This is a genomic window from Paraburkholderia sp. RL17-368-BIF-A (genome assembly GCF_046054045.1).
In the GTDB taxonomy this organism is placed as follows: Bacteria; Pseudomonadota; Gammaproteobacteria; order Burkholderiales; family Burkholderiaceae; genus Paraburkholderia; species Paraburkholderia graminis.
In genome coordinates this window covers 257,769-272,752 of record NZ_JARESN010000006.1, presented here as the reverse complement: position 1 = coordinate 272,752, position 14,984 = coordinate 257,769, and the positions used below count along the sequence as shown (strand labels likewise).

The following is a 14,984-nucleotide window of genomic DNA, read 5'->3' as shown; positions in this document are numbered from 1 at the left end:
TCCCGCATCACATTACTGATAAGGAACATTCACATGCAGGTTTTCGTCACCGGCGGGACTGGCCATTCCGGCCCGTACATCATCTCCGACCTCATCGCCGCAGGCCATCAGGTCACCGCCCTCGCTCGTTCTGACAAGGCGGCGGCTGCGGTGTCCGCACTTGGCGCGAAGCCGCGTCTCGGTAGCCTCGAGGATCTCGACGGCCTTAAAGAAGCGGCCGCCGCCGCCGACGGCGTCATCCATGTCGCGCACCGGCAAGACCTGATTCCGGTCGGCGGGATCAACGCCGTGGCCGATGCGGAGCTTCAGATCATGCTCGCATATGGCGAGGCGCTGGCCGGAACCGGAAAGCCGCTGGTCTCATCGGGAAGCATCGGCTCGCCCGGCTGGGACAACCTGGGCCGGCCGGCCACCGAGGAGGATCCGCCTCTTCCCGGCGGCGATCCGTACAAGAACACCTTGCGGGTTCGTAACATCGTGGAAACCACGGTAATCGGGCTCGCCGAAAAAGGCGTGCGGTCTTCGGTCGTTCGGATTCCTGAAATCATGCACAGCGCGACCGATAATGCCGGCTTCCTTCCGCTGCTGATCGGGCTGGCGAAGGAAAAGGGTGTCGTCGGTTACCCCGGAGACGGTGCGAACAGGTGGGCCGCCGTGCACACCCGCGACGTCGCCACCGTGTTCCGCCTGGCGCTTGAGAAAGGCGCCGCCGGCAGAAGCTGGCACGCGGTTGCAGAGGGGAGCATTGCGTACCGCGAGATCGCCGAGGCCATCGGCAGTCGCTTGAATCTGCCCGCCGTACCCATTCCCGCGGACGTGCTGATGCTGCCTGGGTACTTCGGATTCCTTGAAAATCTGGTCACGCTGGATACACCGGCGTCGAATGCGATCACGCGCGAGACGCTCGGCTGGACACCAACGCAGCCCGGCCTGTTTGCCGATATGGACAATGGCCACTACTTCCCTGTCCGTTGAACTAAGCAGACGGCAGTGACTCCCCCATCGCGCCGAGCCCGTCACGGAGTAGCAGGAAGGTGACGCAAGTGGCTCGGCGCACACGAAAAAACATCATGGGCGAAGCCTCGTACAGATCACGGGCATACCCCAACTCAGAAGGATATTTGACATGAGCACGATTAGCATCATTGGCGCAGGAACCATGGCCACGGCCGTCGCCGGCCGTATCGCCAAGGCAGGACATACCGTCGAGGTCCTGAACCGCGACCCAGCCAAAGCGCGGGCGCTGGCCGATAAGCTCTCAGCGGGAGTAACCACGGGGACTTACGCCGCCGCGCCGACAGGCGATATCGTCATCCTCGCCGTGCCGTACGGCAGTGCGGCGGCGGTCGTCGCCGATTACGGAAACGCGCTCGAAGGCAAGGTGATCATCGACATCACCAATCCGGTCGCCCCGGACCTTTCCGGCCTCGTCACCCCGCACGGCAGTTCCGGCGCGCAGGAGATCGCCAAGGGTCTTCCCGCCACCGCACACGTCGTAAAGGCGTTCAACACCGTCTTTGGCCACGTACTGGCCAAAAACGGACGCCTCGACGCGTTCATCGCAGCCGACGATGCACAGGCCAAGGCGCGCGTCTCGACCTTGATCGAGAGTCTCGGACTGCGTCCGTTGGATGTGGGTGGCCTGCACATGGCCGCGACGCTCGAGGCGCTCGGTCTGATGATGATCGGCCTCGCGAAAAACGGCGCCGGCACATGGGATATCGCGTTGAACGTCGAGATTGGCTGAATCACCGGCGCGACGTCCTCCGGCGGCTTTTCGGCCACATGAAACGGAGATGGAGAACTTCAATGAGCACGCAAGAGAATGTCCAGATTGTGAAGGATTTTTTTGCAGCAATGGGCCGCGGCGATAAGCAGGGCCTGCTCGCGATTTCCGCCGAAGACATAGAGTGGATCATTCCGGGCGAGTGGCCACTGGCCGGCACCCATCGCGGACACGCGGGATTGGCGGATTTGCTTCAGAAGGCTTCCGACACGGTTGAAACGTCATACCCAGCCCCTTTCGAATTCGTCGCGCAGGGCGACCGGGTTCTGGTCGTCGGCTTCGCCACGGGCAGAGCCAAAGCCACGAACAGGACGTTCGACGACGATTGGGTCTTCGCCATTACCGTTCGAAATGGCAAGGTGACAAACATCCGCGAGTACATCGACACGCTTGCACTGGCGCGGGCCTGCGATCTTTAAAGCTGAAGGCCCCGCAACTCGCGACGTGCTCGCCCGCCGTGAATTCGGAGCCAGCGCTCATGGCGCCTTAGGTGGCGTCCTATCGACAAGTGTGCGACGCCCCACCTCCAGGATCTCGTCGGCGAAGGCGGGATCGGCGCTCACGACCGCACGCGACAACACGAGTGCGCCAACCATCTGGCTGAACGCCGCGATGGCATCGTGACGGCTCTGCTTCGCCGTTGCGCCTTCCGCGGAAATCATGGCTTCAAGCCGGCGGAGATACGCCGCCAGGCCGCGCGTGTAGGACGCGCGCGCCGCGTCGCTCATACGGGGCACGTCGCCCGCGAACCCGGACAGCGGGCAGCCGGCCTCGACGTTGCCGCGGTGCCGCGTCGACAGGTAGCGCGCCGCCTGCTTTGCCAGGCTCCCGGCGTTCGGCGAATCTGCATAGTCTTCCATCGCCTTTTCCATCACCGCGGCGACCAGCGCGTCTTTCGACTTGAAATGGTTGTAGAAGCCGCCCTGTGTAAAACCGGCTTCCTTCATTAACTCCGCGAGCCCCACAGCGTCGACCCCGCGCGCGCGGAACAGCCGCTCGGCGGCCGCGACGATCGCGCTGCGGTTCTCGGCGGCCTGCTGTCGTGACACACCCATCGATTCCTCCTTTGTTCAGGCGATCGCATCGATTAATAAACACAATGTCGATCACCATTGACATGTCCGAGTTGCGTCGACACAATGCGTCTTAAGACGATGGCGATCGACATTGAGATAAGTTTAGCCGACTTTGGCCCATGACGCGAAGCGACGCGGGACAAGGTGCAAACGGCAATGTGGGTCATGCCGTCTTTGATGCCGATGTTTTCACCCGATCGTTTTCACCCGATTTCTTGCGCCCGGCGAACCCGCGCGCCGGCGATCAACCCCAGGAAAGGATGCGTCATGAAAATCGAAGGTTCTGTTGTTTTGGTGACGGGCGCGAACCGCGGGCTTGGCCTCGAGTTCGCGAGACAGGCGCTCCAACGAGGCGCGCGCAAGGTCTATGCGGGCGCGCGCGATCCGGCCAGCGTGACGCTGCCGGGCGTCGTGCCTCTCAAGCTGGACGTGACTGATCCGGCGGCTGTGGCCGCTGCCGCGGAAGCGGCGCGCGACGTCACGCTGCTGATCAACAACGCGGGCATTGCGCGGTTGGGCAGCCTGACCGACGACGGCGCGCTCGACGTGTTGCGCGATCACTTCGAAACCAACGTCTTCGGGATGCTCGCGATGTCGCGCGCGTTCGCGGGCCACCTCGCCGGCAACGGCGGCGGCGCGATTCTGAACGTGCTGTCGGTCGCGAGCTGGATCAACCGGCCGATCCTTTCCGGCTACGGCGTGTCGAAGTCGGCCGCGTGGGCGGTGACCAACGGCCTGCGTCATTCGCTGCGCGAGCAGCGCACACAGGTTGTCGGGCTGCATGCCGGCTTCATCGACACCGATCTGACGCGCGGGCTGGAAGTACCGAAGGCGACACCGGCCGACGTGGTGCGTCAGGCATTCGACGCGATCGAGGCCGGCGCGGAGGAAGTGTCCACCGACGAGTTCACGCGAGAGGTGAAAGCCGCGCTGTCCGCGGGCGTCTATCTGAACGAGCCGGCTCCTCGCTGACGGCGTCGCGGCGTTCGCCCGAAATCGAGCGCGGCTATCAACCCGCGCTCAGTTCCTGCTGCCGCCGTACTCGCGCGTCTTCCTCAAGACGCGTCTCTTCGAGTTCCTGAAGCACGCCATCGAGGTCCACAGGTCGCGTGTCGACTTCGACGCGGCCGGTCAGTTCGATATCGACATGCAGCAGCCCCGATTCGAACAGCGTCCAGATCTCCGCGCCGTAACTCGCGGTGAGAATTTGCGGCGCAAACCGTCCGAAGTATGCGGCCAGGTTGTCGACGTCCCGCTTGAGCATCGAGGCGGCTTCGTTGTTGCCGGCGGCGTCGACGGCCTGCGGCAGATCGATGATCACCGGGCCGTCCGCTGCGAGCAGGATGTTGTATTCCGACAGATCGCCGTGAATCATGCCTGCGCAGAGCATGCGGACAACCTGGTTCAGCAGCAGCGCGTGCAGTTCGAGGGCGCGGGCTTCGGTCATATCGACGTCGTTCAGGCGCGGCGCGACGTCGCCCATCTCGTCGATCACCAGCTCCATCAGCAACACGCCGTCGGTGCAAATATAGGGTTGCGGCACGCGCACGCCTGCCGCGGCGAGCCGGAACAGTGCGTCGACTTCAGCGTTCTGCCATGACGCTTCCTGCATCTGACGGCCGTAGCGCGTGCCTTTTTCCATCGCCCGCGCTTGCCGGCTGTTCTTGACCTTGCGGCCGTCGCGATACGACGCGGCTTGCCGAAAGCTTCGCTGCTTCGCGTCCTTGTAGACCTTCGCGCAACGCGTCGATTCGCCGCTGCGCACGACGTAGACCGTTGCTTCCTTGCCGCTCATCAACTGGCCGATGACTTCGTCGATGAGCCCTTCTTCGAGAAGCGGGGCAAGCCGTTTAGGTATTTTCATGCGACCGCCGACTGCGGCTCGACGAACGTGGATTCCGCACGAGTGGAGGGTGAATGGACCGGGCCGATGAAACGCGCAGCCGGTGCCGCTGCTCGCAAGCTTGCTGCTGTGGGGATGAATTGAGTCATGCCGGATTATACGGGGGCCGCGGATAAGCCGATTTAAATTCCCCGGCGACTGCTCCTTCGACCCTGCTGCTTCCCCCGCCGCGCCTTTATGTATCTCAACGTATCCACGACCGACAGCGATACGCGCGCTTACAAACAACCGACTTCCGGACACAAGCGGGATACGTCCGTCCGCTCAAATACGCCCATCGCGAGCAAACACCGCTCCGCAAACTGAAGGTGGTGCATATGCAGCATAAGTCGAAGGGACCCGTTGAACAGGACTGCACCGCGCATGAAGCGCCGAGCAGACAGATCGCGCGCAGTTGTTTGCTGACGCGCGCCCGGCAGATCTCGCGTTTCCTCACTTCGATCTACGACGACGCGTTGCGCCCGTTCGGCATCGTCGCTTCGCAGTTCTCATTGCTCGTAATGATCGCGGAGTTCGGGCCGATGAGCCGCTCCGATCTGGGCCGACGCAATTATCACGAGCGCTCGACGCTGACACGGAACCTGCAACCGCTGATCGCCCAGGGCTGGGTTGCCGAAGGCGCGCCAGGCAGCGATGGTCGCAGCCGCCCTCTTTCGCTCACGCACGAAGGCAACGCGCTGCTCACGAATGCCGCTAACGCGTGGGCGGCGGCACAGAGCCACGCGACGCGCGTCCTCGGCGAGGGCGGCGCACATGGCCTCATGAATATCGCGCAGCAATTGCCGCCGCGCATCGTTTGAAGTTTTTCGGTCGATGTTGCATGTGCAAGATCGACCAACGCCTCGCACCCTTCCCCGCATCAAGGAGTTCGTCATGAAAGTTGTCAAAGCCGCCGCCGTCCAGTTCAGTCCGGTGCTTTATAGCCGTGAAGCCACCGTCGCGAAAGTGGTGCAGAAGATCCACGAACTGGGCCTGAAGGGCGTGCAGTTCGCCACTTTTCCCGAAACGGTCGTGCCTTATTACCCTTACTTTGCGGCAGTCCAGACCGGCATCGAACTTCTTTCGGGATCCGAACATTTGCGTCTGCTCGAGCAGGCTGTGACTGTGCCGTCCGCTGCTACCGACGCGATCGGCAAAGCCGCGCGAGAGGCAGGCATGGTCGTGTCGATTGGCGTGAATGAGCGCGATGCCGGCACGCTATACAACACACAATTGCTCTTCGATGCTGACGGTACGCTGATCCAGCGCCGCCGCAAGATCACGCCGACGCATTTCGAACGCATGATCTGGGGCCAGGGAGATGGCTCGGGCTTGCGTGCAGTCGACAGCGCCGTCGGCCGCATCGGCCAGCTCGCATGCTTCGAACACAACAACCCGCTCGCCCGCTACGCAATGATCGCCGACGGCGAGCAGATCCATTCGGCGATGTACCCCGGCTCTGCCTTTGGCGAGGGGTTTGCGCAGCGCATGGAAATCAATATCCGCCAGCATGCGCTCGAGTCCGGCGCATTCGTCGTCAACGCGACGGCATGGCTCGACGCCGACCAGCAGGCGCAGATCATGAAGGACACCGGTTGTGGAATCGCTCCGATCTCGGGTGGCTGCTTCACCACCATCGTTTCGCCTGACGGCATGTTGATGGCCGAACCGCTCCGCTCGGGAGAAGGCGACGTGATCGTCGATCTCGACTTCGCGCAAATCGACCTCCGCAAGATGCTGATGGACGCGGCCGGCCACTACAACCGCCCCGAACTACTCAGTCTGATGATTGACCGCACGCCCACCGCGCATGTTCACGAACGCGCTCCGCACTCGTTGCCTGTCAGTGACAAGGCTGACGACGATGTGCGCACGCAGGCGGCCGCTGTTGCAGGTTCGCGCTGACCAGAGGATGCTGGTTCGCAAATTTCAAATGATGTGTGTATTCGTGAGGCCGCACGCCGCCGACTTCACCCGCAACACAACACGCTGATCAAGCAGGAGACAATCTCATGTCACAAGACACTCCCCAATCCTCATCCCGCCGCCACTTCGTCGGTGCGGCCGCCGCAGCCCTGGCTGCCGGTTCGCTCAGCCGGCTTGCTTTCGCGGACACCAGCCCGGCAATCGGCAGGATCACCGAACCCGCGAACGGCGACAAGTCCGCAATTCGCCCGTTTCGCGTTCAACTGCCCGAGGCACAACTCGTCGACATGCGCCGCCGTATCAAGGCGACCCGCTGGCCTGATCGCGAGACCGTGCCCGACGAGTCACAAGGCATCCAGCTCGCCATGATTCAGACGCTAGCGCAATACTGGTCGACCGGCTACGACTGGCGCAAATGCGAAGCACGGCTGAATTCGTATCCGCAGTTCATTACGGAGATCGACGGGCTCGACATCCACTTCCTTCATATCCGCTCGAAGCACGAGAACGCAATGCCGCTGATCGTGACGCACGGCTGGCCCGGCTCGGTCATCGAACAGTTCAAGATCATCGACCCGCTCGTCAATCCGACTGCGTACGGCGCACCGGCTTCGGATGCATTCCACCTCGTGATTCCGTCGTTGCCCGGCTACGGCTTTTCGGCACGGCCCACAACGACCGGCTGGGGTCCGGAGCGCACCGCCCGTGCGTGGGTCACGTTGATGAAAAGGCTCGGCTACGAGCGCTTTGCATCGCAGGGCGGCGATCTTGGCGGCATCGTCACCAACATCATGGCAAAACAGGCGCCGCCCGAACTGATCGGCATTCATGTGAATTTCCCGGCGGCCGTTCCGGCTGAGATCCTCAAATCGCTGGCGGCCGGCGATCCGATACCTCAAGGCTTATCGGACGAGGAGAAGCACGCTTATGACCAGTTGAGCGCGAACTTCAAGAAGAAGCGGGGCTACGCGGTCGAAATGGGCACGCGGCCACAGACGCTCTATGGACTTGCCGACTCGCCCGTTGCGCTGGCGTCCTGGCTGCTGGATCACGGCGATGGCTACGGCCAGCCCGCAGCGGCGCTGAGCGCGGCCGTGCTCGGGCATCCCGTCAATGGACATTCCGCAGGCGCGCTGACGCGGGACGACATTCTCGACGACATCACGCTTTACTGGATCACCAATACAGGTGTGTCGGCTTCGCGGTTCTACTGGGAGTCGCACGCGAATTTCTTCCTTGCGGCCGACGTCAACGTGCCTGCCGCAGTGAGCGCTTTTCCGGGAGAAAACTACCAGGCGCCGAAGAGCTGGACCGAAAAGGCCTATCACAATCTGATGTACTTCAACAAACCCGAAACCGGCGGGCACTTCGCGGCATGGGAAGAACCGATCATCTTCGCGAATGAAGTGCGAGCGGGGTTAAGGCCATTGCGTGCGTAAAGCGCGAAACGCTCCGACCCGCATGCGTTGGAGCACTCATTGCAGGAGAGTCACCATGTATTTTTCAGCATCATCAGCGCCCGCGCGGCGCACGCTTGCTGCGTTTGTCGCAGCCTCTTTGGGCCTTACGCTAGCGACGGCTTTCAGCTCTGCGTACGCGGTTCCAACACCGGATGTACTTCCGGCAACACAGCATGCAAGCGTCCAGGACGAGTCCATCCGTCCGTTTGCACCGGTTCATGTGCCGCAGGTCGCGATCGACGACCTGCGCAGGCGTATCGCCGCCACGCAATGGCCGGAAAAAGAGACCGTGGCGGACTCGTCACAGGGCGTGCAGCTTGAGACGATGCAGAAACTCGCGCGCTATTGGGCAACGGATTACGACTGGCGTAAAGCGGAAGGGGCGCTCAATGCGTTACCGCAATTCGTGACGACCATTGACGGCGTGGACATCCATTTCATCCATGTTCGATCGAAGAACCCGAATGCGCTTCCATTGATCATCAATCATGGCTGGCCCGGCTCGGTGCTGGAACAGGTCAAGCTCATCGGGCCACTGACCGACCCCGTCGCGTATGGCGGAAAAGCCGACGATTCGTTTGACGTCGTCATCCCGTCGATGCCCGGCTACGGTTTCTCCGGCAAGCCGACGACGACCGGCTGGGGTCCCGAACACATGGCGCGCGCGTGGGCCGAGTTGATGCGCCGTCTCGGCTATCAGCATTACGTCGCTCAAGGCGGGGACTGGGGTGCGTTCGTCGTCGATCAAATGGGCTTGCAGGCACCTCCGGGGCTGCTCGGCATCCACACCAACATGCCCGCGACAGTTCCTGCGGACATCGACGAGGCGCTAAGGATCGGCGCCCCGGCGCCAGCCGGTATGTCAGCGGACGAGAAACGCGCCTACGGGCAGCTCGCCCAAACGTTCAAGCAAGTGGACTACGCCCGCTTGATGGGCTCGCGCCCGCAGACGCTCTACGGCATTGACGATTCACCCGTCGGCCTGGCGGCCTGGCTACTCGATCACAACGACGCCAATGCTCAGCCCGCCGCGGCAGTCGCTGCAGCGCTGAACCGGAGTGCGAGCGCAACAGGCGAACTGACGCGTGACGAAGTTCTCGACAACATCACGCTGTATTGGCTGACTAATACGGGCGTGTCTGCATCGCGTCTCTATTGGGAATATAAGGGTGGATTCTTCAACGCAAAAGGCGTCAAGGTTCCAGTCGCCGTCAGCGTATTCCCCGGCGAGCAATATCAGGCGCCGCGTAGCTGGACCGAGAAGGCCTACCCTCACCTCATCTATTACCATCAGGCCGAGAAAGGAGGCCATTTTGCAGCGTGGGAGCAGCCGACGATATTTGCTCAGGAACTGAGGGCAGCTTTCCGGTCGCTACGGTAAGCGACGTGCTCTCTCTCCTGCTGTCCGCACTCGCCGTCATCAATCCAGTTCAGCCGTGCCGATGCCCCGGATCATTGCAGGTGCACGCGTAATTCGAGTCGTTCCACGCGTTTCCGAGAATGATGCTGCAAAAGTTCTTGCGACGGAAACCGGGGTCCTTCAACGCAAGCACGTCGTCGTTGACCGTACCGAATGTCGAGTCCGGCCGGTGCTTCATGCCCTCGTTAAAGGCGTTGATAATCTGCTCCTTGAAGTTCTCCCCGCGTGGGTGAGCCGCCACCACCACCTTGCGCTGTTCCTCGGTGAACTCGTCATACGCGAAGCCCAGCACGTCCATCTCGACGCCTGCCGTCACGAGTTGAACCACTGGCTTCTTGAACGGCGGAATACCCGGTGTGGTATGCAGGGCGATCGCGTCCCACACGAGCTCGACCTCGCCTTCGGGAATGCCGTGCCCCTGAAGGAAGCTGCGCGCCGCATTTGCGCTGTCGACCTCGAAGCGGTTCTGCGATCCGCGAAACTGTTCGCTAAGACCCATGTCATGGAACATTGCGCCTATATACAGAAGCTCGGGGTCATACTTCAACCGCTTGCGCTCGCCGGCGAGGGCGCCGAAAAGAAATACGCGAGTGGAGTGATGGAAAAGCAGGTCCGACTCTGTATCGCGAACCAGTTGAGTGGCTGCGCGTGCCATTGCGCTGTCGGGAATCTTGATTCCTGCAATCGTCGTCATGTTCGTTGCTCCAATGTGTGCGTAGTTGCCGCGCATTCCGGGCGGCTTGAGATAGCTACGTTGAGAAGGAAAGCCCGCACCCAAAGTATCGGAGTGCGGCAAGCAACTTTCAATTCGATCGATGCCTGGAACACAGCCAACCAGACGGCGTTTTCTGCCAACTGCGGCGCCTACGACCGCGTAGGTTATCCTGCGCATACCGACGACAGACACCATCGCCATGAACCTTAGGGCTCTACAGTGCTTCGTGATTCTTGCAGAGGAGCTCAATTTCAGCCGCGCCGCGGAGCGCTTGCATATCGCGCAGCCCGCGCTCAGCCAGCAGATCCGTTCACTCGAAGACCGGCTCGGCACGCAGCTTGTCGATCGCGCGAGGCGTCCGCTCGCGCTCACGGAAGCCGGCCACTATCTCTGCACAGAAGCTCGCCAGATACTCGGCGCATTGGAGCAGGCCGGCCTCGCGACGCAGGAAATCGGCGTGGGCCGGCGCGGCTGGCTCAGCGTCGGCTTCACGCGCTCGGCGATGTACAGCATCTTGCCGCCCGCGCTCAAGGCATTTCATCACGCGTATCCGCAAGTGGAATTGAAGCTCTTCGAGATGCTCACCGAAGAACAGACCGATGCGTTGCGCGACATGCGTATTCATGTCGGCATCGGCCGGCAGCCGCTGGCCATCGACGGTTGCACGTCATATCCGCTGCTCCGCGAACGGGTCATGGTCGCACTGGAGCCCGGTCATCCGCTCGCCGCGCAGAAGAAAGTCAAAATCGCCGATCTCGCGGATACGCCGTTGATCCTTTATCCGAAGCATCAGAATGCGCAGTTCAAGCGCTCGGTTCTATCGTTGTATCGGGACGCCGGCCTGACGCCGCTCGTCGCTCATCAGGCGTATGAAATCCAGACTGCAATCGCGCTCGTGGCGGCCGGACTCGGTGTCACCTTCATCGGCGAATCCGTCGCGCGGCTCGGCCGCAGCGACGTCGTGTATCGCCATCTGACCGGGCCCGGTTCAACGCATCGCTCGACGCTCGCCGCAACTTTTCGCACGGACGACGCTTCACCCCATTTGCGTGCATTCCTCGCCTGTCTGCCGCCGCCAATTGCGGACGCAGCACTATAAGCAAAAACCTATAGAAGCATAAGCAACCCGTCTTGGACTCATCACCGCCGCGTTCTTATCATTGATTGCACACATGACAAGAACGCAGGGACGGCAACTTCGCCGTCGCCGCAAGGTAGGAGACAGGATGAATCCGATCGACGAAGCCGCCACCATGCGAAAGGTCTATGGGCGCCTGATGCCCCTGCTTTTCGCCATGATGTTTTTCAACTATCTGGACCGGATCAACATCGGATTCGCCGCGCTGGATATGAACAAGCAGCTCGGCTTCAGCCCCGCTGTGTTCGGATTTGCCGGCAGCATTTTCTTTGTCGGCTACATGCTGCTCGAAGTGCCGAGCAACCTGCTGTTACATCGCGTCGGCGCACGCCGCTGGATCGCGCGCATTCTTCTGACATGGGGCGCTGTGGCCGCGGTCACCGCGTTCGTCTTCAACGACACGAGCTTCTACGTGCTGCGTTTTCTGCTCGGCGTGATGGAAGCGGGCTTCCTGCCGGGCGTCGCGGTCTATCTGACGAAATGGTTTCCTGTACGTTACCGGGCGCGCGCCGTGGGCGGCTACATCATTGCCGGTTCTTTTTCGGCGGTGCTGGGCGGTCCCATTTCCACCGCGCTGATGACTTACGCGGACGGCATTCTCGGTCTGCACGGCTGGCAGTGGATGTTCATTCTGGAAGGCGTGCCGGCAATGCTGCTCGGTCTTCTCACACTGCGCATCATGACCGAGCGCCCCGCCGACGCCGCCTGGCTTTCCGCCGATGAAAAACGCTGGCTCGAATCCACGCTCGCCGCCGAGCGCGAGGCCTTGGGAGGCAACACGCATTTTCCGCTGCTGCGCGTGGCGGCCGACATCCGCGTGTGGAGTCTTGCATGTCTGTTCGGCTGCGCGCTGGTCGGCATTTATGGATTGTTCCTGTGGCTGCCGCAGATCGTCAAAAGCCTTGGACATCTAACTAATCTCGAAGTCGATTTTCTGTCCGCCGCGCCGCCATTGCTCGGCGTACTCGGCACTTTCCTGATTAGCCGCAGTTCCGACCGCACCGGCGATCGCAAGAAACACCTCGCTTTCGTCTATGGCATGAGTGCACTTGCGATTGCCGGCAGCGCGTATGCGCCTAACCCCGTCATCGCCTATGTGCTGCTGTGCATCACGGGCCTGTTCATCTACGCGGGCAATCCGCTCTTCTGGAGCCTGGCGTCATCGTTCAGAACGGGAGCCGCGGGCGCCGCGACGATCGCGCTCATCAACACCATCGCGCAATTCGGCGGGCTCGTAGGGCCGTGGAGCATCGGACTCGTGCGCAGCGCGACCGGCAACTTCAAGCTTGCGCTGCTGACCATTGCCGCGTTCCTTCTTGTATCGACGATCATCGCGCTCGTGATGCGAGTCACGGCGTCGGACGACGAAACCGCCTCGCTCACCGCCGGCGATGCCGCGCCGCGTGCATGACCAACCAATCTTGCGACAACCAGAACGAAGGTACTTGCAGACATGATCATCGATTGTCACGGGCATTACACGACCTCGCCGCCGCAGCATGAAGCATGGCGCGTCCAGCAGATCGCCGCGCTAAAGGACGGTCACATGCCACCGGCACGCCCCAACATTAGCGACGACGAAATCCGCGAAAGCATCGAAACGGGCCAACTGCGCATTCAACGCGAGCGCGGAACGGACGTCACGATTTTTTCGCCACGCGCCGCAGGCATGGGTCACCATCTGGCCACCGCCGAAGCGAACGCGCACTGGTCGCGCGAATGCAACGACCTCGTGCATCGCGTGTGTTCGCTGTTTCCGCGCAATTTCGTGGGCGTATGCCAGTTGCCGCAAGCGCCGGGCGTGCCGCCCGCGAACTGTATCGACGAATTGCGGCGCTGTGTCGAAGAACTCGGCTTTATCGGCTGCAATCTGAATCCCGATCCATCCGGCGGACATTGGTCTGGACTGCCGCTCACGGATCGTTCGTGGTATCCGCTTTATGAAGCGATGGTGGAACTGGACGTGCCCGCGATGATCCACGTGTCATCATCGTGCAATCCGAATTTCCACGCGACGGGCGCGCATTACATCAACGGCGACACGTCCGTGTTCATGCAGTTGCTCACCGGCGATCTGTTCGCCGACTTTCCCACCTTGCGCTTCGTCATTCCGCACGGCGGCGGAGCAGTGCCCTATCACTGGGGACGTTACCGCGGTCTCGCACAGGACATGAAGCGTCCGCTGCTGCGCGACTATCTGCTGAACAACGTGTTCTTCGATACGTGCGTGTATCACCAGCCGGGCGCGGAACTGCTCGCGAAAGTCATTCCGGTCGAGAACATTCTGTTCGCGTCGGAAACGATAGGCGCGGTGCAAGGCATTGATCCGGAAACCGGCCACTATTACGACGATACGCGCCGCTACATCGATGCAATCGGTTGGCTCAGCGACGCGGACCGGCAACGTATCTACGAAGACAATGCGCGAGCGGTGTATCCGCGGCTTTCGCGTCAACTCGATCGACAATTCGCGGCGCAAGGAGCGATTGCATGAACCCAATAGGATGGCGGGAATTTGAGTCCGCACCGCAGGCTCGGCCCGCGACGCTCGACGCATTGCGCGAGCTCGCGGTCTCGCTGCTCAGCGACAACATGGCGCGAGCGAGCGGCATGATCGGACTGCGGCCGTATCATCGGCCGAAGCCTCTCGCGGGCACGGCGGTGACCGTGCATACGCGGCCCGGCGATAACCTCGCGATTCATCGCGCGTTCGATTTTTGCCGGCCCGGCGACGTGCTGGTGATCGACGGCGCGGGCGACCTCACGCAGGCGCTGATGGGCGAGATCATGGCGAGCTTCGCGCAAAGCCTCGGCGTCGAAGGACTCGTGATCGACGGTGCAATCCGCGATGTCGGCGCGTTGCGTCAGCGCGATTTTCCGGTGTATGCGCGCGGCGTCACGCATCGTGGTCCGTACAAGAACGGCCCTGGCGAAATCAATGTGCCTGTCACGGTAGGCGGCATGGTTGTCCATCCAGGCGATATCATTGTCGGCGATGAAGACGGCCTGCTCGCAATCGCGCCCGCCGATGTCGACGCCGTTATCGAAGGCGCGCGCCGGCAACATGCGAAAGAAACGGCGGCCTTGAAGTCGATTGCGGAAGGCAATTTCGACCGCTCGTGGGTAGCCCCGCAACGCGACAGGATGATGAACACCTGAATGTGAGCCTCATGGCGCAATATCTGAACGCTGCAATGCTTCTCGAACTCGCGCGCGCCGCGGAAGTGCGCGCAAGCGCGCCCTGCCCGTGCATGAAGACGCCGCTCGACGGCTGGCAATCGCAACCGCTGTCACTCGATGAAACGCAGTTCGCGGAAATCGGTACGCTTTCTACTGAAGACTATGCGGAGCCGACCTTCAGCGAGTATCTCCCCGGCAAAACGACCTACTGGTCCGTCGATGCGCCTATTGCACCACGCTACTTTCCATACAACCGCTGCGCGGTATGGGAATGCAAACTGTGCGGGCGTCTCTATCTGCACTACACGGAAGGCGGTGGTTATTTCGTCGATCGCAGGATTCGCGCTGTAAAAGCCGGGCTGGTTGAAGACGTGCCGTTGCCGTCTTAATCGGCCAGGCAC

The 14,984-nt window shown here is 61.8% G+C and carries 16 protein-coding genes; 13 read left to right on the top strand and 3 right to left on the bottom strand.

The genetic code is table 11. The annotated features are described in order from the left end of the window. Positions 1–33 precede the first annotated feature (33 nt). From P0D87_RS13365 to P0D87_RS13355, 3 genes are all read left to right on the top strand, one after another. Positions 34–975 (top strand): SDR family oxidoreductase, encoded by a 942-nt coding sequence (locus P0D87_RS13365; RefSeq protein ID WP_053860523.1) that lies wholly within the window; start codon positions 34–36, stop codon positions 973–975. Between the two features lie 151 nt (positions 976–1,126). After that, positions 1,127–1,747 (top strand): NADPH-dependent F420 reductase, encoded by a 621-nt coding sequence (locus tag P0D87_RS13360; RefSeq protein ID WP_006050406.1) that lies wholly within the window; start codon positions 1,127–1,129, stop codon positions 1,745–1,747. A gap of 62 nt (positions 1,748–1,809) precedes the next feature. Next, complete coding sequence (locus P0D87_RS13355; RefSeq protein ID WP_053860522.1) at positions 1,810–2,205, top strand: nuclear transport factor 2 family protein; 396 nt, start codon at positions 1,810–1,812, stop codon at positions 2,203–2,205. Positions 2,206–2,262: 57 nt separating this feature from the next. On the opposite strand, the gene P0D87_RS13350 is transcribed toward P0D87_RS13355, so the two are convergent. Continuing rightward, a complete protein-coding gene (locus P0D87_RS13350; protein WP_053860521.1) occupies positions 2,263–2,841 on the bottom strand; it encodes a TetR/AcrR family transcriptional regulator in 579 nt (192 codons plus the stop codon). Positions 2,842–3,129: 288 nt separating this feature from the next. Between P0D87_RS13350 and P0D87_RS13345 the strand changes: the two genes are divergently transcribed. Further along, positions 3,130–3,834 (top strand): SDR family oxidoreductase, encoded by a 705-nt coding sequence (locus P0D87_RS13345; protein ID WP_053860520.1) that lies wholly within the window; start codon positions 3,130–3,132, stop codon positions 3,832–3,834. Between the two features lie 37 nt (positions 3,835–3,871). Here P0D87_RS13345 and P0D87_RS13340 read toward each other — a convergent pair whose 3' ends face one another. Continuing rightward, positions 3,872–4,726 carry a PA4780 family RIO1-like protein kinase gene (locus P0D87_RS13340; RefSeq protein ID WP_053860519.1) on the bottom strand — a complete coding sequence of 285 codons (855 nt, stop codon included), beginning with the start codon at positions 4,724–4,726 and terminating at the stop codon, positions 3,872–3,874. A gap of 356 nt (positions 4,727–5,082) precedes the next feature. Between P0D87_RS13340 and P0D87_RS13335 the strand changes: the two genes are divergently transcribed. From P0D87_RS13335 to P0D87_RS13320, 4 genes are all read left to right on the top strand, one after another. Next, the gene (locus tag P0D87_RS13335; RefSeq protein WP_053860518.1) at positions 5,083–5,565 is read left to right on the top strand and encodes a MarR family winged helix-turn-helix transcriptional regulator; all 483 of its coding nucleotides are present in this window, start codon (positions 5,083–5,085) and stop codon (positions 5,563–5,565) included. Between the two features lie 73 nt (positions 5,566–5,638). Next, the gene (locus P0D87_RS13330; protein WP_053860517.1) at positions 5,639–6,649 is read left to right on the top strand and encodes a carbon-nitrogen hydrolase family protein; all 1,011 of its coding nucleotides are present in this window, start codon (positions 5,639–5,641) and stop codon (positions 6,647–6,649) included. Between the two features lie 107 nt (positions 6,650–6,756). After that, entirely contained in the window at positions 6,757–8,109 is a 1,353-nt protein-coding gene (locus P0D87_RS13325; protein WP_053860516.1) for an epoxide hydrolase family protein, read from the top strand. Positions 8,110–8,164: 55 nt separating this feature from the next. Next, complete coding sequence (locus P0D87_RS13320; protein ID WP_006050414.1) at positions 8,165–9,511, top strand: epoxide hydrolase; 1,347 nt, start codon at positions 8,165–8,167, stop codon at positions 9,509–9,511. Between the two features lie 49 nt (positions 9,512–9,560). Here the strand turns inward: P0D87_RS13320 and P0D87_RS13315 are convergent, their stop codons facing one another. Continuing rightward, positions 9,561–10,244 (bottom strand): HD domain-containing protein, encoded by a 684-nt coding sequence (locus tag P0D87_RS13315; protein ID WP_006050415.1) that lies wholly within the window; start codon positions 10,242–10,244, stop codon positions 9,561–9,563. 220 nt (positions 10,245–10,464) lie between these two features. Between P0D87_RS13315 and P0D87_RS13310 the strand changes: the two genes are divergently transcribed. The 5 genes from P0D87_RS13310 to P0D87_RS13290 all read left to right on the top strand — a co-directional run bounded on the left by P0D87_RS13310 (position 10,465) and on the right by P0D87_RS13290 (position 14,972). Then, complete coding sequence (locus tag P0D87_RS13310; protein ID WP_053860515.1) at positions 10,465–11,364, top strand: LysR family transcriptional regulator; 900 nt, start codon at positions 10,465–10,467, stop codon at positions 11,362–11,364. 127 nt (positions 11,365–11,491) lie between these two features. Further along, positions 11,492–12,814 carry an MFS transporter gene (locus P0D87_RS13305; RefSeq protein ID WP_408636843.1) on the top strand — a complete coding sequence of 441 codons (1,323 nt, stop codon included), beginning with the start codon at positions 11,492–11,494 and terminating at the stop codon, positions 12,812–12,814. A gap of 42 nt (positions 12,815–12,856) precedes the next feature. Next, on the top strand, positions 12,857–13,897 hold the full coding sequence (locus tag P0D87_RS13300; RefSeq protein ID WP_053860514.1) for an amidohydrolase family protein: 1,041 nt from the start codon (positions 12,857–12,859) through the stop codon (positions 13,895–13,897). Next, complete coding sequence (locus tag P0D87_RS13295; protein WP_053860513.1) at positions 13,894–14,562, top strand: RraA family protein; 669 nt, start codon at positions 13,894–13,896, stop codon at positions 14,560–14,562. Before P0D87_RS13300 ends, P0D87_RS13295 begins: the two co-directional genes overlap by 4 nt. Positions 14,563–14,573: 11 nt before the next feature. Beyond that, positions 14,574–14,972 carry a hypothetical protein gene (locus P0D87_RS13290; protein ID WP_053860512.1) on the top strand — a complete coding sequence of 133 codons (399 nt, stop codon included), beginning with the start codon at positions 14,574–14,576 and terminating at the stop codon, positions 14,970–14,972. Positions 14,973–14,984: the final 12 nt, after the last annotated feature.

Bases quoted from the DNA above. Each gene is read 5' to 3' on its own strand.
- P0D87_RS13340 (WP_053860519.1), bottom strand. From the start codon at position 4,726: ATGAAAATACCTAAACGGCTTGCCCCGCTTCTCGAAGAAGGGCTCATC.
- P0D87_RS13305 (WP_408636843.1), top strand. From the start codon at position 11,492: ATGAATCCGATCGACGAAGCCGCCACCATGCGAAAGGTCTATGGGCGC.
- P0D87_RS13360 (WP_006050406.1), top strand. From the start codon at position 1,127: ATGAGCACGATTAGCATCATTGGCGCAGGAACCATGGCCACGGCCGTC.
- P0D87_RS13300 (WP_053860514.1), top strand. From the start codon at position 12,857: ATGATCATCGATTGTCACGGGCATTACACGACCTCGCCGCCGCAGCAT.
- P0D87_RS13335 (WP_053860518.1), top strand. From the start codon at position 5,083: ATGCAGCATAAGTCGAAGGGACCCGTTGAACAGGACTGCACCGCGCAT.
- P0D87_RS13315 (WP_006050415.1), bottom strand. From the start codon at position 10,244: ATGACGACGATTGCAGGAATCAAGATTCCCGACAGCGCAATGGCACGC.
- P0D87_RS13355 (WP_053860522.1), top strand. From the start codon at position 1,810: ATGAGCACGCAAGAGAATGTCCAGATTGTGAAGGATTTTTTTGCAGCA.
- P0D87_RS13350 (WP_053860521.1), bottom strand. From the start codon at position 2,841: ATGGGTGTGTCACGACAGCAGGCCGCCGAGAACCGCAGCGCGATCGTC.
- P0D87_RS13325 (WP_053860516.1), top strand. From the start codon at position 6,757: ATGTCACAAGACACTCCCCAATCCTCATCCCGCCGCCACTTCGTCGGT.
- P0D87_RS13365 (WP_053860523.1), top strand. From the start codon at position 34: ATGCAGGTTTTCGTCACCGGCGGGACTGGCCATTCCGGCCCGTACATC.
- P0D87_RS13345 (WP_053860520.1), top strand. From the start codon at position 3,130: ATGAAAATCGAAGGTTCTGTTGTTTTGGTGACGGGCGCGAACCGCGGG.
- P0D87_RS13310 (WP_053860515.1), top strand. From the start codon at position 10,465: ATGAACCTTAGGGCTCTACAGTGCTTCGTGATTCTTGCAGAGGAGCTC.
- P0D87_RS13290 (WP_053860512.1), top strand. From the start codon at position 14,574: ATGGCGCAATATCTGAACGCTGCAATGCTTCTCGAACTCGCGCGCGCC.
- P0D87_RS13330 (WP_053860517.1), top strand. From the start codon at position 5,639: ATGAAAGTTGTCAAAGCCGCCGCCGTCCAGTTCAGTCCGGTGCTTTAT.
- P0D87_RS13295 (WP_053860513.1), top strand. From the start codon at position 13,894: ATGAACCCAATAGGATGGCGGGAATTTGAGTCCGCACCGCAGGCTCGG.
- P0D87_RS13320 (WP_006050414.1), top strand. From the start codon at position 8,165: ATGTATTTTTCAGCATCATCAGCGCCCGCGCGGCGCACGCTTGCTGCG.